A 19,243-nucleotide genomic window follows, 5' to 3' on the forward strand; every position below is an offset into this window, starting at 1 on the left:
TCGCCGGATGTTGTGTGCTGCGCGACGTCGGTCACGGAGCCTCCTCGGGTATCACTGCCGGATGAAATGTGACGACGCGTCACTGAATCGGCCAGTGTTCAAGCTGCTGTGGTCGACTCCGTCGCGACTACAGCCTAATCGGCCTGACCACCCGCTGTTGCATCAGCTAAGAGTTCGGTCGATTCGTTGGCAGATGTCCACAAGCCCCAAGCCCAGACAAACGCTGCTTCAGACCGACAGGCGTGCTGCTGCTGCGGCAATACGCTCGTCGGTCGCGGTGAGCGAAAATCGCACGTGCTCAGGGTAGACATCACCATAGAACGGACCGGGACCAGCCAGAATGCCGAGGGCAGCCATCCGTTCGATGGATTGCCATGCGGGTCGTCCCTCGGTCGCCCACAGGTAGAGCCCCGCCTCGCTGCGATCGATGCGAAAGCCGGCCTCCTCCAGCGCGGGACGCAGCACAGCGCGGCGTGCACGATAGCGCTCCTTCTGAACGCTCACGTGCTCGTCGTCGCCGAGAGCGGCGATCATTGCCGCCTGCAGCGGCGCCGGAAGCATGAGGCCGGCGTGTTTGCGCACGGTCAGCACGCGGTCGAGTACGCCGCTGCAGCCGGCCGCGAAGGCCGCCCGATAGCCCGCCATATTGGACTGCTTGCTGAGTGAGTAGATCGCGACGATTTTGCGTCGGTCGCCGTCAATAACTCGGGGGTCAAGGATGCTCGGGATCGCCTCGGCATTCCACGGGGCGTCCCAGCCAAGCTCGGCATAACACTCGTCGCTCACGATCACGGCGTCGAGTTCGCGGGCGCGCGCAACGGCAGCACGCAGGTCGTCGACCGACAATACTCGGCCGTCCGGGTTTCCGGGGCTGTTCAACCAGATCAGCTTGGTCGATTCGGGCCACTCGGCCGGATCATCAGAGGCCACGGCCACAGCACCGGCCATAGCGGCACCGATCGCGTAGGTCGGGTAGGCCGCCCGCGGGTGCACGATCGTGTCGCCATCGCCGAGGCCGAACATGAACGGCATGAGCGCCACGAGCTCCTTGGAACCGATCGTGGGCAACACGTTCTTGGGATCCAGCCCAGTGACACCGCGGCGCCGGGCATACCAGGCGATGATCGCCTGCTGCAGGGCGGGCGTACCGACGGTTTGCGGATAAGCGTGGGCATCCGTTGCCGTGCGCAGCGCCTGCTGCACGACGTCGGGCGTGGCATCGACCGGTGAACCGATCGACAGGTCGACGATCCCGCCTGGATGCTGCCGAGCCTGTTCGGCGAACGGAACCATCTGGTCCCAAGGGTAGTCCGGAAGCGGCTTCAGCACGAAAATCGCTTAGTGCTGAACCTGCGGTGGCAGTGCGGAGATGACGGGGTGGTCCTTGGCGAGAACACCGATTTTGGCGGCTCCTCCGGGGGAGCCGATATCGTCGAAGAATTCGACGTTGGCTTTGTAGTAATCGGACCACTGTTCGGGCAGGTCATCTTCGTAGTAAATGGCCTCGACCGGGCAGACCGGTTCGCAGGCGCCGCAGTCGACGCACTCGTCCGGATGAATATAGAGGGAGCGTTCGCCCTCATAAATGCAGTCCACCGGACATTCATCGATGCAGGCACGATCTTTCACATCGACGCACGGAAGAGCGATCACATACGTCACAGGCTGGGGGTTCCCTTCAAGAGCGGACACTTGATTGTACGCCCCCTCGGTCAGGCCACTTTTCGTATTACGCGGCGCTGGCTAGCGTCGGCGCGGCGGCAGTTTCGGCCAGGCCAGCACGAAAGCCGCGATCAGCGCCGGAACAACAGTCCACAGGGTCCCGGGCAGGCCAGCCGGTACAAGCACCGACCCTCCGGAACCGCGTAGCGACAGCACAAAAATGGTCAGGAGTAATCCCGTCGCAGCGAGGCCGACCACGAACCTGTCCCCCACGACAAGGCGCAGCCCGAGCAGCAGCGCTCCGATGCCGACGAACGCGATTGTCAGGCCAATCGGCAGCGCCACCCCGAACAGCGTCAGGGTGGCCTGGTGAGCGATGGTTCCCAGCACACCGAAGAGGATACCCAGAAGCAGTCCGCCGAGACCGCCCAGCGAACGGTTCGCCATGGTCGGGCGGGCGGGCCGTCGGGTGGGCACGGGCAGCGCTGTGCGCGGGGCATCCGCTCTCAGGAACGTTTCGGTGTCGGTGATGACATCGATGGCCCCGTCCGCCAGGACGCGGGTGTGCTCGGTCAGCGTCCAGCGCGCAGGGAAGTGCGAGAGTGCGCGCAGTTTCTGGTCGAGGTGAGCGCCGACGTCGATGGCGATGAGACGCTGGCCGGCTGCCTGCCGCACCGTGCAGGCCAGAAACACGGGCAGGCCGGCCTCGTGCGCGGCGGTCGTCGCTCCCACACGCAGACCGTCATCGACGGCGCCGACGACCACTGCGGTTGCCCCGAGTGCGTCAATGGCCTCTCGAAATGTCGAGACGAATTCGAGCGCGGAAACCTGGGGCAAGCGGTGCCAGCTGCGCGCCCCCAGCTCGGCCAACGCCGCAAAGATCGCGTTGTCTGCTTCGATGCGAGCACCGGCGTAGAGCACAACCACCCGGGACCCATCGGCACGCAACCGGGCAATCGTGCCGCCGGTAAGTGCGGATTCGTCGCCGGGCCGGGCATGCACGAACAGGATTCGCTCGCCGCTGCCGGACATGACCATGGGCGTACGCACCGTTTCTGTTTTGCTGGCTATTCATCTTGCTGGGTAACACCCGTGTCCGAGTCAAATTATAACTAGACACGCTCGCGCCGTACCAACTAGAGTCGATTCGGTAAGGATAGCCTTACCAAAGCTGTAACCCGAAACTTGCCCGAACTATTCGAGGGACCCTGTGTTCGCAAACTACCTGATCGGCCTGCGCGAAGGCCTTGAGGCCGCGCTGATCGTGACGATCCTCATCGCCTACATCGTGAAAATCAACCGTCGTGACGTGCTGCCGCGCATCTGGATCGGCGTGAGCTTGGCCGTGCTCCTCGCCCTCGGCATCGGCGCCCTGCTCACCTATGGCACCTATGGGCTCTCGTTCACCGCACAGGAGACCATCGGGGGCGTGCTGTCGATCGTCGCGACCGGCCTGGTGACCTGGATGGTGTTCTGGATGCTGCGCACCGCACGCGACCTCAAGGGGCACCTGCAGGGCAACATCGACAAGCACCTTGTCGGCACCGGCCTCGGCCTTGTTCTCGTCGCCTTTCTCGCGGTCGGTCGTGAAGGTATCGAAACCGCCCTGTTCCTCTGGGCCGCCGTGCAGGCCACCGGAGCAACGACCATGCCGCTGCTCGGCGCGGCGCTCGGCATCGCGACGGCGATCGGCCTCGGCGCACTGATCTACGCGGGCATGCTCAAGATCAACCTGTCTAAGTTCTTCACCTATACCGGCGCGATTCTCATCATCGTCGCTGCAGGCGTACTCTCCTACGGCGTGCACGACCTGCAGGAAGCCGGATTCCTGCCCGGCCTGCATGCCCTGGCCTTCAACGTGAGCGCCGCCGTGCCGCCGGACAGCTGGTATGGCACGCTGCTCAAGGGCACCCTGAACTTCTCCCCCGCCACCACCTGGCTGGAGATGTTCGCCTGGCTGGCCTACACCGTGCCGACACTGAGCCTCTTCATCAAAAAAAGCCGCCTCGGTCGCACGAACACCCGCACGGTTCAGACCGCACCCCAGACGCCGGGGCCGGTTCCGGTTGCCGCACACTGACTTCTCGTTTCTCTGCCAAAGGATTCTCATGCCTCGTGTCTTTCGTTATGCCCGCCTGCTCGGCGTCGGTGTCCTCGGTGTCGCTCTGCTCAGCGGCTGCGTCGCAAACAACCCGGCCGCCTCGCACACGGCCCTCGCCGTAGACAGCAGCGCGACGAATTGTGCGGTGTCAGCCAATGAGGCGCCGGCTGGCAGCATTCGCTTCTCGGTCACCAATTCCGGTGACCAGGTGACCGAGTTCTACCTGCTCGCCGACGACGGCCTGCGCATCGTCGGCGAGGCCGAGAACATCGGCCCCGGGCTCAGTCGCGACCTCGTCGTGCAGCTCGACGCCGGCAGCTACTTCACCTCTTGTAAGCCGGGGATGGGCGGCGACAGCGTCGGCAAGGCCGAATTCACCGCCACAAAAACGGATGCCGCCGCCACCGTCAGCGTCGACCGTGCCGCCCAGATCGACACCGCCAACTCCGACTACGCCTCATACGTCTCTCAGTAGACCGACCAGTTCATCACGGGCACCGCACCGTTCGGAGACCTTGACCCCAAGCTCGACCTACGCGAGCCCGATCTCGAAAAGGGCCAGGACTGGACCGCCTGGCACGCGATCGAAAAGGACCTCTTGCCAGCCGAAGCTGATACCAGTTTCGAGCCGTTCAGCGCCGAGAAGCGCGCAGCCCACACGCAGCAACTCATCATCGACACCGCCACCCTGCACACGAAGGTGCAGGGCGTGAGTTTCACCCTGTCGCAGCAGACCAATGCTGCCAGCGGCCTGCTCGACGAGGTCGCCACCGACCAGGTCTGGGTGTCGGCGTCCGACGCCCCGGCCTGGCTGGCGACTCCTCCCTGGCAGCGCGGCACATCCGCATGACCATCGAGACTTGGGAGCGCTCGATCCTCAGCCAGCAGGAGGCCGTGTTCGGGCGCACCAATGGGTCAGGGCACCGCTCTCCGGCCGCACCGAGTTCACCGAACCCGACTTCACCCCGGCCAGCCGTGCAGACCAGCCACTCATCGGCGCTGCTACACCCGTGCGACTGGCGCATCCAGCCCAGAACAACGGCATAAAATTACTGCGTCGCGGCTACAATTTCGTCGATGGCAGCGATGAGTTGGGGCGACTGGAAGCCGGGTTGTTCTTCATCAGCTTCCAGCGGTCGCCAGCCCAAAACGCTTCTGTGCAGCTGAACCTGTCCAAGCACGACGCGCTCAACGAGTACATTCGGCAGGTCGGCAGCGCCCCCCCCCTTCGCCGTTCCGGGAGGCATCTCCGACGAGAGTTACGTCGGCGCAGCCCTGTTCGCCTAACCGAACGCCGGCACCGGAGTGACGGTGTAGAGAACGCCATCGGAATTGCCAGCGACGACGACGCCGTACGTCGTGTTCGCCATTGTAACCACCTCGGCGTCGACTCCGGCCACCACTTCGGTGAAGCCGGCCGCCAACAGCTGGTCCCGCGCGTCGTTCAGGGGAGTCGTCGACGTGGCATTGACGGTCACGACCCAGCCACCGACCCCACTCTCGCCCTGGCCACCGGTCGCGAAGAGAACCTCTCCGTCGAGCACAGGAATTTCGGTCGGCCAGTCGGCGGGAAGTTGCCCGCCGAGGCTGACGTCACCGCCCGTCGCGTCCTGAACGGCGCCGTTGACGGCACCGTTGACGCTGTCGCGCACGGACTCGCCCACGGAGCAGCCCGCCAAGAGCGGCAATCCAGCTGCGGCGACTACGAGAGCGAGAACAACTCGTCGAGTTGGTCTGCTGGTTGTCATGAAAAAACCTTTCACGTGATGCGAATGTATATACCGCGAGGATGCACAAAGTGCCGCTTTGACCTGGTCAAAGCGGCACTCTTCACGCTCTCGCGGGCGAAACTGACTAGTTAGCGTCCTGCTTCTTCACGCGTGAGACCTGGCGCGAGCGAGCGGCTGCCGTGAGCTCTACCTTACGAATACGTACGGCGGCCGGGGTGACCTCGACACACTCGTCTTCACGAGCGAATTCGAGGCACTGCTCGAGCGAGAGCTGCTTGGGCGGCGTCATCGACTCGAACGTGTCGGAGCTGGACTGACGCATGTTGGTCAGCTTCTTTTCCTTGGTGATGTTCACGTCCATGTCGTCGGCGCGCGAGTTCTCGCCGATGACCATGCCCTCGTAGACCTCGGAGGTCGGCTGCACGAAGAACGACATGCGCTCCTGCAGGTTGATGATCGCGAACGGGGTGACCGCACCGGAACGGTCGGCGACGATCGACCCGTTGGTACGGGTGCTGATCGTTCCGGCCCAGGGCTCGTAGCCGTGCAGGATGGCGTTGGCGATACCGGTACCGCGCGTGTCGGTGAGGAACTGCGTGCGGAAGCCGATCAGGCCGCGCGACGGAACGATGAATTCCATGCGCACCCAGCCGGTACCGTGATTGGCCATGTTCTCCATGCGACCCTTGCGGGCGGCGAGCAGCTGCGTGATGGCGCCGAGGTATTCTTCGGGCGCGTCAATGGTGAGGTGCTCGTAGGGCTCGTGAACCTTGCCGTCGATGCGACGCACAACGACCTGCGGCTTGCCGACGGTGAGCTCGAAGCCCTCACGACGCATCTGCTCGACGAGGATGGCGAGGGCCAGTTCTCCACGACCCTGCACCTCCCAGGCGTCGGGGCGTCCGATGTCGACGACCTTGAGCGAGACGTTACCGACGAGCTCGCGATCGAGGCGGTCCTTGACCATGCGGGCAGTGAGCTTGTGGCCCTTGACCTTGCCCATGAGCGGCGAGGTGTTGGTACCGATGGTCATCGAGATGGCCGGGTCGTCAACCGTGATGGTCGGCAGGGGGCGCACGTCGTCGGGGTCGGCGAGGGTCTCACCAATGGTGATGTTCTCGATACCGGCCACGGCCACGATGTCGCCGGGGCCGGCGCTCTCGGTCGGGTAGCGGTCGAGCGCCTTGGTGATCAGCAGCTCGGTGATCTTCACATTGCTGACGGTGCCGTCCTGCTGCACCCAGGCCACGGTCTGGCCCTTCTTGATGGTGCCCTGGAAGATGCGCAGCAGCGCGAGACGGCCGAGGAACGGCGAGGCGTCGAGGTTGGTGACGTGCGCCTGGAGCGGGTGCGTGTCATCGTAGGTCGGTGCCGGGATGTGCTTGAGGATGGCGTCGAACAAGGGCTCGAGGTCGTCGTTGTCCGGCAGGGTGCCGTCTTCGGGCTTGTTCCAGCTGGCGGCACCGTTACGGCCCGATGCGTAGACGACGGGTACGTCGAGGACGGCATCGAGGTCGAGGTCGGGAAAGTCGTCGGCCATGTCGCTCGCGAGACCGATGAGGAGGTCCTGGCTCTCGGCCACGACCTCGTCGATGCGCGCGTCGGGACGGTCGGTCTTGTTGACCAGCAGGATGACGGGAAGCTTGGCTTCGAGCGCCTTACGGAGTACGAAACGGGTCTGCGGCAGTGGGCCCTCTGAAGCATCGACGAGGAGCACGACGCCGTCGACCATGGACAGTCCGCGCTCAACCTCGCCACCAAAGTCGGCGTGGCCCGGGGTGTCGATCACGTTGATCGTGATGGGACCGTCCGCGGCGTGGATGCCCTTGTACGAAACCGCCGTGTTCTTGGCGAGAATCGTGATGCCCTTTTCGCGCTCGAGCTCGTTCGAGTCCATCGCGCGCTCTTCAACGTGAGAATGGTCGGCGAAAGAGTCGGTCTGCTTGAGCATCGCGTCGACCAGCGTCGTCTTACCGTGGTCAACGTGAGCAACGATTGCAACATTTCGGAGGTTATTGCGTGTAGCAATCGCCATAAAAATAGATCCTTACGAAGAATGAGTGCCGCAGAGTCTCGCGCGCGACGAAGAATGGATACCAAGGGTCATAGTATGACCCAACGTACTATCCTACCGTATGGTTTATCTTCGCCTCGTGGGGCGCCCACGGCTAAACATCGTTGCCGGCGGCCAGCAACTCACGGCGCAACTCGCGGCGGGCACGTTGTTCGGTCGGATCGGGGATCGGAACGGCCGCGAGCAGGCGCTGGGTATAGGGGTCTTTCGGGTAGCGCAGGATCTCATCCCGCGTGCCGGTTTCCACGATGCGGCCGTGGTGCATGACCGCGATGCGATCGGCGAGCACGTCGATGACGGCAAGATCGTGGGTGATGAACAGGCAGGCGAAATTCATCTGCTGCTGCAGCGCCTGGATCAGCAGCAGTACGCGGGCCTGCACCGATACGTCCAGCGCGCTGGTGGGCTCATCGGCGATGAGCACTTTCGGTTCAAGCGAGAGCGCACGGGCAATGCCGACACGTTGCTTCTGCCCACCGGAGAGTTCGTGCGGAAAGCGGCTGCGATAGGACCGAGGCAGCTCAACGCTATCGAGCAGCCGCTCCACCTCGGCGCTTAGTGCCGCGCCCTTCAAACCCTTTCCGAGTTTGAGGGGTTCCCCGATGCTGTCGCCGATGGGCATCCGCGGGTTGAGCGAGGAGGAGGGGTCTTGAAAGACGATGCCGACGCTTTTATGCAGTCGATGGATCTCGTCACGGCTGGCCTTCGAGATATCCTGACCGGCAACGTGCAGCGTTCCCTCTGTTATCGGCAGTAGACCGATGGCCGCGCGGCCGAGGGTGGTTTTACCGGAGCCCGATTCCCCCACGAGTCCGAGAACCTCTCCTTGGCGCACGAACAGGTTGACCTTGTCGACGGCACGGAACGCCGCGACGCGACCGTGCTTGGGGTATTCGATGACGACGTCGTCAAACTTCACGACCACGTCGCGGCTATCACGCCGGGCTGTAACGGCGGCCTCATTTGCCAGACGCTCGTTGACCTCGATGCGAGCGGCGAGCACGGCGTCCACCACGATGTCGGTGCCGATGGCGAGCGCGGCCGTCATGTCGATCGCTTGGTCACCGCGCTGGCCGAGGTGCGGAACGGCTTGGAGCAGGGCGATGGTGTACGGGTGGGTGGGTTCGTTGAAGATCTGATCGACCGTGCCGCGTTCGACGATGACCCCCCGCCGCATCACGGCGATGTCATCGGCGAGGTCGGCAACGACACCCATGTCGTGCGTGATCAGCAGGATGGCGCTGTCGAGTCGGTCGCGCAGGCTACGCAGTAGGTCGAGGATCTCGGCCTGCACCGTCACGTCAAGGGCCGTCGTCGGTTCGTCGGCGATGAGGAGCTGCGGGTCGCAGGAGATGGACTGGGCGATCATGGCGCGCTGGCGTTGTCCACCGCTCAGCTGGTGCGGATAGGAGTCGAAGGCTTTGAGTGGATCGGGCAGCTCGACCAGGTCGAGCAGCTCCAGGGCGCGCGCCTTGGCCTGTGAGGGTGACATGCCGAAGTGGGCGCGCAGAGTCTCGATGATCTGGAACCCGATCGTGTAGACCGGGTTGAGTGCCGTCATCGGCTCCTGAAAAATCATGGCGATCTGGCCACCGCGCACCTTATGCATCTGGGCGGGCTTCAGCCCCATGAGCTCCCGGCCGTTGAGCTTGACGCTGCCGGAAATGCGGCTGTTCTCGGGGAGCAGGTCGAGGATGGCCATCGAGCTGGCGCTCTTACCCGAGCCGGACTCTCCGACGATGGCGAGCACCTTGCCCCGCTCGATCGAATAGTTCAGGTTGAGCGCGGCCGGCACCCAAACGTTGTCGACGCCGAAATGCACTGTGAGATCAGTGACCTGCAGCACCGGGCCGGAGAATGTGGTCGTCACCTGGTCGGTCATGAAGTCCTGCTTTCGTCAATGCTGCTGCTTCGGTGGTTGCCGCCAAAATCTGGCAGCATGGCTGCATGCCCGTCGCTGCCGTCCCGAATGTTTTCTACTCGCGGTTTAATCGCATCATCGCCGCGGTCTTCTGCGCGGTCGCCGCGCTCAGCGCGCTGAGTCTGTTTTTGCTCCCGACAGCGTCGAACCGTTGGCTGGTCATCCCGGCCCTGTTCGTGATGCTGTTCGTCTGGGAAGTGCTCTGGCGGCCCGACCTGCGAGTGAGCGATGATGCCGTCACCATTCGCAATCCGCTGCGCACCATCGTCGTTCCGTGGGCGGCGCTCGTGCACGTGGACACTAAGTTCGCCCTCACCCTCTACACGCCAGGTCGTAAGTTCGCGGTGTACTGCGCCCCAGCGCCCGGCCGCAGCCTGACCAGCGCCGGACGCCGCAAGAGCACCGACCCGGTGCCCTTCCTGATCGGGCAACCCCGACCCGGCGACCTGCCGGATAGTGATTCCGGCGAGGCGGCGCACCTGGTGCGCTCTCGCTGGAACGCCCTGCAGCGCAGCGGTCGGCTCGACGGAGGCCTCGCGGCGCAGACGCCCGTGTCGGTGGTGTGGGCGTGGGGCCGTGCCAGCGTACTTGTGGCCGGTGCTGCGGCATCCGTGGTGGCTCTTCTTCTGGCCTGAGCGCAGTACCGGCGTGCACATGACCGGCGTCATGAGTGGCCCTCCAGTTCCGGTTCGGGCCGGGTTTCGCGCATTTTACTGAGCTTGAACCGGCGGTGGCGCGGGTCGAAGGCATCGCGGAGGCCGTCGCCGACAAAGTTAACGAGTAACGCCAGTGACACGATGAAGGCGCCGGGCCACCAGAACAGCCACGGTCGGGTTTGGAACGCCGACTGGTTGGAGCTGATCAGCAGGCCGAGCGACACGTCGGGCGAGCGGATACCGTAGCCGAGAAAACTCAGCGCTGTCTCGAGCAAAATGGCGGACGCCATGATGAGCGTGGCCGATACGATGACCACTCCCATGGCGTTAGGCAGGATGTGCTTGAAGATGATGCGCGCGTCCGAGGCCCCGGCGACTCGGGCGGCCTCGACAAACTCGCGTTCGCGTAGCGACAGGAACTCGCTGCGCACCAGCCGGGCGATGCCCATCCAAGAGAAGAACCCCAACATGACGGCCAACACCGGGGCGCCCAGGCTGCCGAACCAGTGGCCGACGACGGAGCCGATGACGAGGGCAGGAATCACGATGAAGACGTCCGTGACGCGCATCAATACGGCATCGACCATGCCGCGGTAGTAGCCGGCTACCGCCCCGACCACCACTCCGACCACGGTGGCGATCAGGCCGAGAACCACCATGACGAGCGCGGAGTTCTGAATTCCCCGCATGGTCATGGCGAAATAGTCCTTGCCGATTCGGTCCTGGCCAAACGGATGTTCGCCCAACGAGATTCCGTTGCCGCCGAGGAATTGGGGCAGGAGCGACAGGGTCGGGTCACCCTGATTCACCTGCGGATTAAGCGATTTGAAGTCGTATTTCCACCAGCCGGGAATGGCGCCGACACCGATGGCGGAGAAGGAAAAAATGATGATGAACGCAATGACGATGATCGAAGCAACGGCGACCTTATTGCCGATGAACCGTCGCCAAATCAAACGCCCCTGGCTCTCGGGGATAGCGCTGGCGGCGGCGAGTTCGTCGGCCGGAATTTCGGTGGGCGGGGTCTGCCCCGAACCAATCGGTGTGGACATTTAGCGAATCCTCACTCTCGGGTCGAGCCCGGCATAGGCCATATCGGCCAGAAAGTTGAAGGTGATGGCCATCGCGGCCACGATCAGGAAGTACCCCATGACCGGATTGACGTCACCGCGAAAGAGACCCGCATTGAACAGACTGCCCATGCCGGGGATAGCGAAGACAAATTCGGTGATGATCGCGCCACCGAGCAAGGCGCCGACGTCGAAAGCGACGAGGGTTGTCAAGGGAATAAGCATGTTGCGAAAGGCGTGGCGCATGATCACGGTGCGTTCGGGTAGTCCCTTTGCGCGAGCCGTCCTGATGAAGTCCAGACTGAGAACTTCGAGCATGCCCGCGCGGGAGTATCGGGTGTACCCGGCGAAGGAGATGAGCAGCAGCGCGATTGTCGGCAGGGTCAGGTGCACGAAGGCATCGAGGCCCGAAAGCCACACGTCGCCGGACAGCCCCGGTGTCTTCGATCCCACCGTCGCGATCGGTCGCCCGTTCGTAGCGGACAGCAGGTCGCCCCAGGACTGCATGAAGCGGTCCAGCAGAACGACAGCGCCGGAAAACAGGGCAGTGACAAGACCGACCCGCATGTTCTGGCCCCGGTCGTAGCCCCCCGCCAGAAAGCCGCTGACCAGCCCGACCGCGATGGTGGCGAGGGCGAGAATGAACAGCGTTCCCGCGCTCGACACGTCGAACAGCGGCTGCAGGGTGAAGTACGCCGCAATGGCGATCACCGCGTTGATACCCGCCGTGACGAGTGCCCGACGGTTGCGCAGGCCGGCCAGCAGGGTGGCCGAGCCGAGGGCGATCGCAGCGACCAGCAGAATGATCGGGATCGCGCCGAGGCCCGGGCGCATGAACCAGCCCGTCGCACTCATCAGCAGCAAAACACCCGATGTCGCAAGCCCCGACACGAGGAAGACGACCAGTCTGCGCCGCCCGTCACCACCGAGGAGCGACTGCCAGATGGCCCCGACAATGAGGCCGATGACCAGCAATGCTATGCCACCGATCACGGGGTCTCGCAGAAAGTCGTTGAAACCGATGGCGACGAATTCTTTGAGCAGTACGGCGACAAGGAAGGCCGGCAGCGAGTACAGAAAGAAACTGACGAAGGTGACCGTGTTGTCCAGGCCGCTGTACTGGCGGAGGGCGGTAATGATGCCGATCGTCACGCCGAGCAGAATGGCCAGCACAAGCGCGAAGGTGACGAGCTGCACCGTCGCGGCAAGGGCATTGGGCAGGATGTCGACCACCCGAGCATTCGAGATAGTCGAGCCCAGGTCGCAAGCGTTGGCGAACGGAATCGCGCATTTCGCCACACCTCCGATCCAGAGTACCCAGCGCAAGGGCGGCGGAACGTCAAGGTCGAGCAGCGAGACGCGGGCGTTGATCAGTTGCTGCTTATTGGGCGAATTGCTGCTTCGGAGGTCTTGAAGCGGGTCGGCCGAATAGCCCACCATGACATACATCAGAAATGATGCAGCGACCAGAATGAGCACGGAAACGAGAACACGTCTCAGGATGAAGGTCACCATGTGTGGGCTACCTCGCTGTAGGGGGTTGGTTCGCACTTCTGAATTAGGCGAAAGAACAAAAGAACGGATGCCGCCAGACTCACGAGTTGGGCTCCCGGGCATGCCCAGGAGCCCAACTGCGCGATCGAGCTGTATATCTCGGTCGTGCTACTTACTGACGGACCACTCCCAGAAGTTCCAGAACGGACCGGTTTGGTTGCCCATATACTCCACACCATTCACGCGCTTGGCGACACCGAACACACCGGGCAGTTGGAACATCGGCAGGCCGTAGGCATCCGTAAACATCTGCTTGTCCATACGCTTCTCGATCTTGACGAGTTCATCGGGATCCAGAGTGGTCTGGGTCGCGATGGCATCAGCATTGGTTCCCGTGTAACGACTGTAGTTTCCACCGCCGTCGGTTGAGAAGATCTGCGAAATGCCGGCAGAGCCGACACCCGGGCTGATCCAACCAAAGATCGACGCGTCATAGTCGCCACCGGCCAAAAGGGACGCCCAGTCGGGTGAGCCCTTGTCCACAATGTTGAAACCGGCTTTGGTAGCCGATTCCTGAATGGCCTGGAACTCATCGACGCGGTTTGGGTTCTTGGTGTTGTAGAGGATGCTGATCGTTGGTGTTGCTCCGGCGAGGAGCTTCTTGGCGCCTTCGATGTCGACCTCTGCGTAGTCGCTGGATCCGTTGTTCGCAACCGAGTCCGCGTACGGTTCGTTGGCCGGAACCCAGATTTGCGAGTTCAGAACCTTGGCGTCCGGGTTGACCGGGGTCACGATGGAGTCAAGGATCTGCTGCCGCGGAATGGTCTTCAGGAACGCTTGGCGAACACTGAGGTCGGCGAAGACCGGGGCTCCGAAGTTGAGGTCAAGGTGGTCGTACGACACCTGGTCGCCGGTGAGCACGTCAGCGCCGGTGTTCTCCAGTGCGGTCAGTGTGTCAGCGGATGCCTGCGGGTTGATGATGTCCACTTCACCGTTCTGCAGCGCGGTGACCTGCGCGTTCGCGTCGGGGATGACGCGCAGCACAATCTTGTCGATTTTGGGAATCATGCCACCGACGTAGTACTTGTTGCGCTCCATCGTGAACGACTGGCCGGGGGTCCAGCCGGTCGGCACCATCGGACCACTGGAAACCAGTAGGTCGGGGTCGGTTGGGAAGGCGGTCACGTCGTAGCCGGTGTTTACGAAGTCCGCAGCAGCTTTGAGCGTGGGGTCGGGAGCGGCCGGGTTGGCCGGGTCGCCTTTTGGCAGCCCCTCGAGCAAGGCGGTCAGATCAGCGGCAGAGCCAAGCCCGGCCTTCTTGGCAACGATGTGTGCGGGCTGGCCGATCGGGTTGACCAGCTCCCAATCCACATAGGGGGTGCCGTAGACCAACGTCATCGACAGGTTGTCATCGCTGACCGTGGGAAAAGCTGTCGTGTCGAGGCCGGCAGTGCTCGCCGCAATCTCGAAGTAGGTCGTACCGGTGGTTACCTCACCCGTGGCCTCATCGGTAGTGGAACTGTTGTAATAGCCGGCCTGGGTTGCCCAGGAAAGCACCATGTCATCGGCTGTGACGGGCTCGCCATCGGACCACTTGTTCTCGGGATTCAGCGTGTAGGTGACGGTCTGCGGGTCGTCACTGGTTTTCTCAAAGGTGCCGAACTTTTTTTCACGCACGATCTTGAAGTCTTTATCAATGTAGGAGAAGGCCGAACCGTAGCTACCCATGAGGTAACCGACCTGGCCGTTGGTGTCGAGATTGGACTGCGGCGTCTGGTTATTGAACGACGTGAAGTCGTTGACCACCGCGACCGTGACCGTGCCGCCGCTGGCCGCGGCATCTGTATTCGGGGCGGTGCTGCCGGCTGTGGTGCATGCGGTCAAGGTAAGGGCAGCGACGCCGAGAACGGCGACCCCGCTGAGGCTCTTCCTGAACAGTTTTCCTCTGATGGACAAGATTCCTCCTGGGCGAAGTGATCGTCGACACCGGCGAGGGGCCGCGAGTCGATCGTGGTTTGATTCGACCATAGAGAGAAATCTCCAGCTTGCCAATCAAATTGCCGAACTGTTATGAAATAGGTCCATTCTTTTTCGTTCAAGTCGGGCATTCTGCACAAAAATTGCGTCTGGTCCGCCCGTGCCTGGAATTGGACCCGTTTTTACTGACCGAACCGCGGAAATCGCCGCAGGCCCGCCGCGCTGTTCGCGGTCCAAAGTGGCAGTGAACGCCAGACAGGCCTGACCGGAATTGCCGGTCAGGCCTGTCTGGGACAGATCAAGCGATTAGCGACCGAACTCGAAATCGCCCCCGGGGATGGCGGCGAAAAGCGCCTGCGTGTAGAGCTCCTGCAGGTTGTCGAACGCGAGGTGGCCCCGACGGGGAGGCACAGCTCCTGTGATCGTGAAGCCGGTACCTGGGATGTCGGGGTGGCAGGATAGGGCCATGCCGCAAGCATCCCTATTGCCCAGTTCCCGGCTCGACCGTTCTCGGAACTATTGGGAGATCGGCATTGTTCTCGCGTTGTCGCTCGGGGCGTCGGCGGTGTACTCGATCGTGTCGATCGTGGCCCGGCTGAGCGACACGACCCCCCTCTCCGACCAATCGGCGACGTTGAACGGCTCGCAGTCGCCGCGCGAGTGGCTCGACTTCACATACCAGTTTCTGGGCATCGCGTTCGGGCTCGGAGCGGTGGCCCTGGTGATGTTTCTGCTCTGGCGGCCCGGGCAGAACCCGTTCACCCGGCTCGGCTTCGACCTGACCCGACCGAGCAAGGACGTGCTCGGTGGGTTCGGACTGCTGCTGGTCATCGGTGTTCCGGGCCTCGCACTGTACCTGGCCGGGCGCGCGTTGGGGTTCACCGTGGCCGTGGTGCCCTCGCCGCTCGACACTTTCTGGTGGACCATACCTATTCTGGTCTTCGCCGCGCTGAAGGCCGCGCTGGTCGAGGAAATCATCGTGGTCGGCTACCTGTTCACGCGACTGCGTGAACTCGGCTGGTCACCCTGGATCATCATTTTAAGCTCGGCCACACTACGCGGCAGCTACCACCTGTACCAGGGGATCGGGCCGTTCTTCGGCAACGTCGCCATGGGCGTCGTGTTCGGGTGGTGCTACACCCGATGGGGGCGCACCATGCCGCTCGTGGTGACCCACTGGCTGCTCGACATTCTCTCGTTCGTCGGCTACCCCCTCGCGCTGGCCTGGTGGCCGGGGCTGCTCGCCCCGGCCGGCTGACTTCTACTCGAACGCCTCGGGCGGCGGGCAGGCGCAGACCAGGTTGCGGTCACCGTAGGCGTTGTCGATGCGCCGCACCGGCGGCCAGTACTTGCCCCGCACCAGGCTCGCGAGTGGATACACCGCGGTGGCCCGGTCGTACGGGTGCTCCCACTCCCCCTCGATCACCGATTGCGCGGTGTGCGGCGCGTTATGCAACGGGTTGTCGTCGGCGGGCCAGCGGCCGGCGGCTACGGCATCCGCTTCGGCCTTGATCGCGATCATGGCGTCGATGAAACGGTCGATTTCGCCGAGGTCTTCGCTCTCGGTGGGTTCAACCATGAGCGTTCCGGCTACCGGAAAGCTCATGGTTGGCGAGTGGAAGCCGTAGTCGACGAGGCGTTTAGCCACGTCGTCGACGGTCACACCGGTGGCCGCGGTGAGCGGTCGCAGGTCGAGGATGCACTCGTGCGCGACCAGGCCGCTGTCGCCCGAGTAGAGCAACGGGTAGCTGTCTTCGAGGCGTTTCGCGACGTAGTTGGCGGCGAGCACGGCTGCGCCGGTGGCCTGCTTGAGGCCGTCGATGCCCATCATGCGCACATACGCCCACGAGATGGGCAGGATGCTCGGGCTGCCATAGGGCGCCGCCGAGACCGGCCCGCCGGCATGCACGGCGGTGGTGCTGGCTCCCCCGCTGCCCAGCAGGTAGTGCTCGTCGCTCTGGGCAAGTGGATGCCCCGGGAGGAACGACGCGAGGTGCGCCTTGGCCGCGACCGGGCCGACGCCCGGTCCGCCGCCCCCGTGCGGGATGCAGAAGGTCTTGTGCAGGTTCAGGTGTGAGACGTCGCCGCCGAAATCGCCGTAGCGGGCGAACCCGAGCAGCGCGTTGAGGTTGGCACCGTCGACGTAGACCTGGCCGCCGGCCGCGTGCACGGCCGAACAGATGGTGGCGACCTCGTGCTCGTAGACGCCGTGCGTAGAGGGATAGGTGATCATGAGGGCGGCAAGGCTGTCGGCATGCTCGGCGATCTTGGCGTGCAGGTCGGCGAGGTCGACGTTACCGAGCTCGTCGCAGGCCACGACAACAACGCGCATGCCCGCGAGCACAGCGGATGCCGCGTTGGTGCCGTGCGCGCTCGACGGGATCAGGCAGACCGTGCGGTCGATCTGCCCGTTGAACTGGTGGTACCCGCGGATGGCGAGCAGGCCGGCGAGTTCGCCCTGGCTGCCGGCGTTCGGCTGCAACGACACGGAGTCGTACCCGGTGACATCGGCGAGCCACGTTTCGAGCTGCCGCACGAGGTGCAGGTAACCCTCGACATCCGCTCTGGGGGCGAAAGGGTGGATCCCGGCGAATTCGGGCCAGCTGACGGCCTCCATTTCGCTCGCCGCGTTGAGCTTCATGGTGCAGGAGCCGAGCGGGATCATGCCCCGGTCAAGCGCATAGTCGTAGTCGGCGAGGCGCTTGAGGTAGCGCATCATGCTGGTCTCGGAAGAGTGCGTGTTGAACACCGGGTGGGTGAGGAATTCGCTCTCGCGACCCAACTCGCTCGGCAGCCCGCGCTGCACGGCGTCGAAATCGACGTGGCCGAACGCATCGCGGCCACCGAACGCGCCGACGACATAAGACAGATCAGCAAGCGTTGTGGTCTCATCGACCGACACACTGATGGTGGTCTCGTCGACCTGATACAGGTTGTAGCCGCTCGCCGCCGCCTTCGCAACGACCTCGGCCGCGCTCGGGACGAAGACCCTGACGGTATCAAAGTACGTGTCGCTTTGCACGTCGACGTCGATGGCACGCAAGGCGGCGACGAGGGCGCCAGCTCGCTCGTGCACCTGCTCGGCGATCGCGGTGAGACCCTGTGGCCCGTGGTACACCGCGTACATTCCGGCCATGACGGCGAGCAGCACCTGGGCGGTGCAGATGTTCGAGGTGGCCTTGTCGCGGCGGATGTGCTGTTCGCGCACCTGCAGGGCGAGGCGGTAGGCGGGGTGTCCGGTGGCATCGACGCTGACGCCGACCAAGCGGCCGGGCAGCTGGCGTTCGAGCCCCTTGCGCACGGCCATGTAGCCGGCATGCGGTCCGCCGAACCCCATCGGAACGCCGAAGCGCTGGCTGGTGCCGACGGCGACATCGGCGCCGAGGTCGCCGGGCGACTTGAGCAGCGTGAGCGCCAGCAGGTCGGCGGCCACCACGGCGAGCGCTTTGCTTTCGTGCGCAAGATCGATGACCGCTTGCGGGTTCCAGATGCGCCCGGATGCCGACGGGTACTGCACGAAGACTCCGAAATAATCGCCGAGGTCCTCCGCCGTGGTCTGCTCGCTGAGCGGGACCTGGGCGAGTTCGATACCGAGGGCGGCGGCACGGTTGGCGAGCAGCGCGTGGGTCTGGGGAAAAGCATCCGTGTCGACGATGAAGCGGCGTGAGGTGGATTTGGAGGCGCGCAGGGCGAGCAGCATGCCCTCGACGACCGCCGTCGATTCGTCAAGCATCGACGCGTTGGCGGTGGCCAGACCGGTGAGGTCAGCAATCATGGTCTGAAAGTTGATCAGGGCTTCGAGCCGGCCCTGCGAGATCTCGGGCTGGTACGGCGTGTAGGCGGTGTACCAGCTGGGGTTCTCGAACACGTTGCGCTTGATCACGGCGGGCGTGAACGTGTCGTAATAGCCGAGACCGATCATGGAGCGTTTGACCGTATTGCGATCGGCCAGGGCGCGCAGTTCGGCGACGGCCTCGTTCTCGGTCGCGGCGGGTGGGAGGGCGCTACCGGCGTCCTGCCGAAACAGATCTGCGTGAATCGACGCGGGCATGGCTGCGGAGACGAGGTCGTCCACCGAGTCATAGCCGAGCGTGGCGAGCATGTGGGACTGGGCGTCTGCATCCGTTCCGATGTGGCGCTGGGTGAAGGCCGAGGGCATCTGCTGCCGAACCTGCGTTTCCATGAGCTACTCGCCGATGAGGGCCGAGTATTCGGCCGGGCTGAGCAGGGTGGGCAGCGTGTCGAACTCAACCTTGATCAGCCAACCTGCGCCGAACGGATCGCTATTGACCAGTTCGGGGCTCTCGACCACGGCATCGTTGGTGGCGGTGACGGTGCCGTTGACCGGTGCGAACAGTTCCCCGACCGACTTGGTCGACTCGATTTCGCCGATGACCGTGCCGCCGGCGACCGTGCTGCCCACCTCGGGCAGTTCAACGAACACCACGTCGCCGAGCTTCTCGGCGGCATAGGCGGTGATGCCGACGGTCGCGATGCTGCCGTCGACCAGAATCCACTCATGCTCAGCGGTGTAGTGCAGTTGGGATGTGTCTGTCAT

17 protein-coding genes and 1 pseudogene are annotated in these 19,243 nt (G+C 63.8%); 7 read left to right on the forward strand and 11 right to left on the reverse strand.

Going from position 1 to position 19,243, the window contains the following annotated elements; genetic code table 11:
- Positions 1 to 228 precede the first annotated feature (228 nt).
- The 3 genes from dapC to CXY74_RS14765 all read right to left on the reverse strand — a co-directional run bounded on the left by dapC (position 229) and on the right by CXY74_RS14765 (position 2,712).
- Positions 229 to 1,329, reverse strand: coding sequence for a succinyldiaminopimelate transaminase (gene dapC, locus CXY74_RS14755; RefSeq protein WP_304481671.1), 1,101 nt, complete (start codon positions 1,327 to 1,329; stop codon positions 229 to 231).
- A gap of 9 nt (positions 1,330 to 1,338) precedes the next feature.
- A complete protein-coding gene (gene fdxA / locus CXY74_RS14760; protein WP_104128115.1) occupies positions 1,339 to 1,662 on the reverse strand; it encodes a ferredoxin in 324 nt (107 codons plus the stop codon).
- A gap of 81 nt (positions 1,663 to 1,743) precedes the next feature.
- Positions 1,744 to 2,712, reverse strand: a complete 969-nt coding sequence (locus tag CXY74_RS14765; RefSeq protein WP_146070157.1) for a PIG-L deacetylase family protein — start codon at positions 2,710 to 2,712, stop codon at positions 1,744 to 1,746.
- A gap of 160 nt (positions 2,713 to 2,872) precedes the next feature.
- On the opposite strand from CXY74_RS14765, the gene efeU reads away from it, so the two are divergent.
- The 5 genes and pseudogenes from efeU to CXY74_RS18255 all read left to right on the forward strand — a co-directional run.
- Positions 2,873 to 3,742 (forward strand): iron uptake transporter permease EfeU, encoded by an 870-nt coding sequence (gene efeU / locus CXY74_RS14770; protein WP_104201100.1) that lies wholly within the window; start codon positions 2,873 to 2,875, stop codon positions 3,740 to 3,742.
- 28 nt (positions 3,743 to 3,770) lie between these two features.
- Positions 3,771 to 4,238 carry a cupredoxin domain-containing protein gene (locus CXY74_RS18075; RefSeq protein WP_104201101.1) on the forward strand — a complete coding sequence of 156 codons (468 nt, stop codon included), beginning with the start codon at positions 3,771 to 3,773 and terminating at the stop codon, positions 4,236 to 4,238.
- 12 nt (positions 4,239 to 4,250) lie between these two features.
- Positions 4,251 to 4,613 (forward strand): imelysin family protein, encoded by a 363-nt coding sequence (locus tag CXY74_RS18080; protein ID WP_370446162.1) that lies wholly within the window; start codon positions 4,251 to 4,253, stop codon positions 4,611 to 4,613.
- Entirely contained in the window at positions 4,610 to 4,810 is a 201-nt protein-coding gene (locus CXY74_RS18250) for a hypothetical protein (RefSeq protein ID WP_255409546.1), read from the forward strand. Before CXY74_RS18080 ends, CXY74_RS18250 begins: the two co-directional genes overlap by 4 nt.
- Positions 4,774 to 4,923: pseudogene (locus tag CXY74_RS18255) on the forward strand (deferrochelatase/peroxidase EfeB); the annotation flags it as partial. The gene CXY74_RS18250 and the pseudogene CXY74_RS18255, both read left to right, overlap by 37 nt.
- Before the next feature lie 123 nt (positions 4,924 to 5,046).
- Here the strand turns inward: CXY74_RS18255 and CXY74_RS14790 are convergent.
- From CXY74_RS14790 to CXY74_RS14800, 3 genes are all read right to left on the reverse strand, one after another.
- Entirely contained in the window at positions 5,047 to 5,511 is a 465-nt protein-coding gene (locus CXY74_RS14790; protein ID WP_146070158.1) for a hypothetical protein, read from the reverse strand.
- A gap of 106 nt (positions 5,512 to 5,617) precedes the next feature.
- Positions 5,618 to 7,528: a translational GTPase TypA gene (gene typA / locus CXY74_RS14795; RefSeq protein ID WP_104201104.1), complete on the reverse strand. Its 1,911-nt coding sequence runs from the start codon at positions 7,526 to 7,528 to the stop codon at positions 5,618 to 5,620.
- 133 nt (positions 7,529 to 7,661) lie between these two features.
- Entirely contained in the window at positions 7,662 to 9,449 is a 1,788-nt protein-coding gene (locus CXY74_RS14800) for an ABC transporter ATP-binding protein (protein WP_104201105.1), read from the reverse strand.
- Between the two features lie 65 nt (positions 9,450 to 9,514).
- Here CXY74_RS14800 and CXY74_RS14805 point away from each other — a divergent pair, with 65 nt between their 5' ends.
- Positions 9,515 to 10,123: a PH domain-containing protein gene (locus tag CXY74_RS14805; protein ID WP_146070159.1), complete on the forward strand. Its 609-nt coding sequence runs from the start codon at positions 9,515 to 9,517 to the stop codon at positions 10,121 to 10,123.
- Positions 10,124 to 10,152: 29 nt separating this feature from the next.
- Here the strand turns inward: CXY74_RS14805 and CXY74_RS14810 are convergent, their stop codons facing one another.
- The 3 genes from CXY74_RS14810 to CXY74_RS14820 form a co-directional block, all read right to left on the reverse strand.
- On the reverse strand, positions 10,153 to 11,196 hold the full coding sequence (locus CXY74_RS14810; protein WP_104201107.1) for an ABC transporter permease: 1,044 nt from the start codon (positions 11,194 to 11,196) through the stop codon (positions 10,153 to 10,155).
- Entirely contained in the window at positions 11,197 to 12,729 is a 1,533-nt protein-coding gene (locus CXY74_RS14815) for an ABC transporter permease (RefSeq protein ID WP_104201108.1), read from the reverse strand.
- 147 nt (positions 12,730 to 12,876) lie between these two features.
- Complete coding sequence (locus CXY74_RS14820; protein WP_104201109.1) at positions 12,877 to 14,664, reverse strand: ABC transporter family substrate-binding protein; 1,788 nt, start codon at positions 14,662 to 14,664, stop codon at positions 12,877 to 12,879.
- Positions 14,665 to 15,151: 487 nt separating this feature from the next.
- On the opposite strand from CXY74_RS14820, the gene CXY74_RS14825 reads away from it, so the two are divergent.
- The gene (locus tag CXY74_RS14825; RefSeq protein WP_233193425.1) at positions 15,152 to 15,943 is read left to right on the forward strand and encodes a CPBP family intramembrane glutamic endopeptidase; all 792 of its coding nucleotides are present in this window, start codon (positions 15,152 to 15,154) and stop codon (positions 15,941 to 15,943) included.
- 3 nt (positions 15,944 to 15,946) lie between these two features.
- Here the strand turns inward: CXY74_RS14825 and gcvP are convergent, their stop codons facing one another.
- A complete protein-coding gene (gene gcvP / locus CXY74_RS14830; protein WP_370446163.1) occupies positions 15,947 to 18,844 on the reverse strand; it encodes an aminomethyl-transferring glycine dehydrogenase in 2,898 nt (965 codons plus the stop codon).
- Between the two features lie 27 nt (positions 18,845 to 18,871).
- A complete protein-coding gene (gene gcvH, locus CXY74_RS14835) occupies positions 18,872 to 19,243 on the reverse strand; it encodes a glycine cleavage system protein GcvH (RefSeq protein WP_104201112.1) in 372 nt (123 codons plus the stop codon).

It is taken from the genome of Cryobacterium sp. Y29 (assembly GCF_002929825.1).
In the GTDB taxonomy this organism is placed as follows: domain Bacteria; phylum Actinomycetota; class Actinomycetes; order Actinomycetales; family Microbacteriaceae; genus Cryobacterium.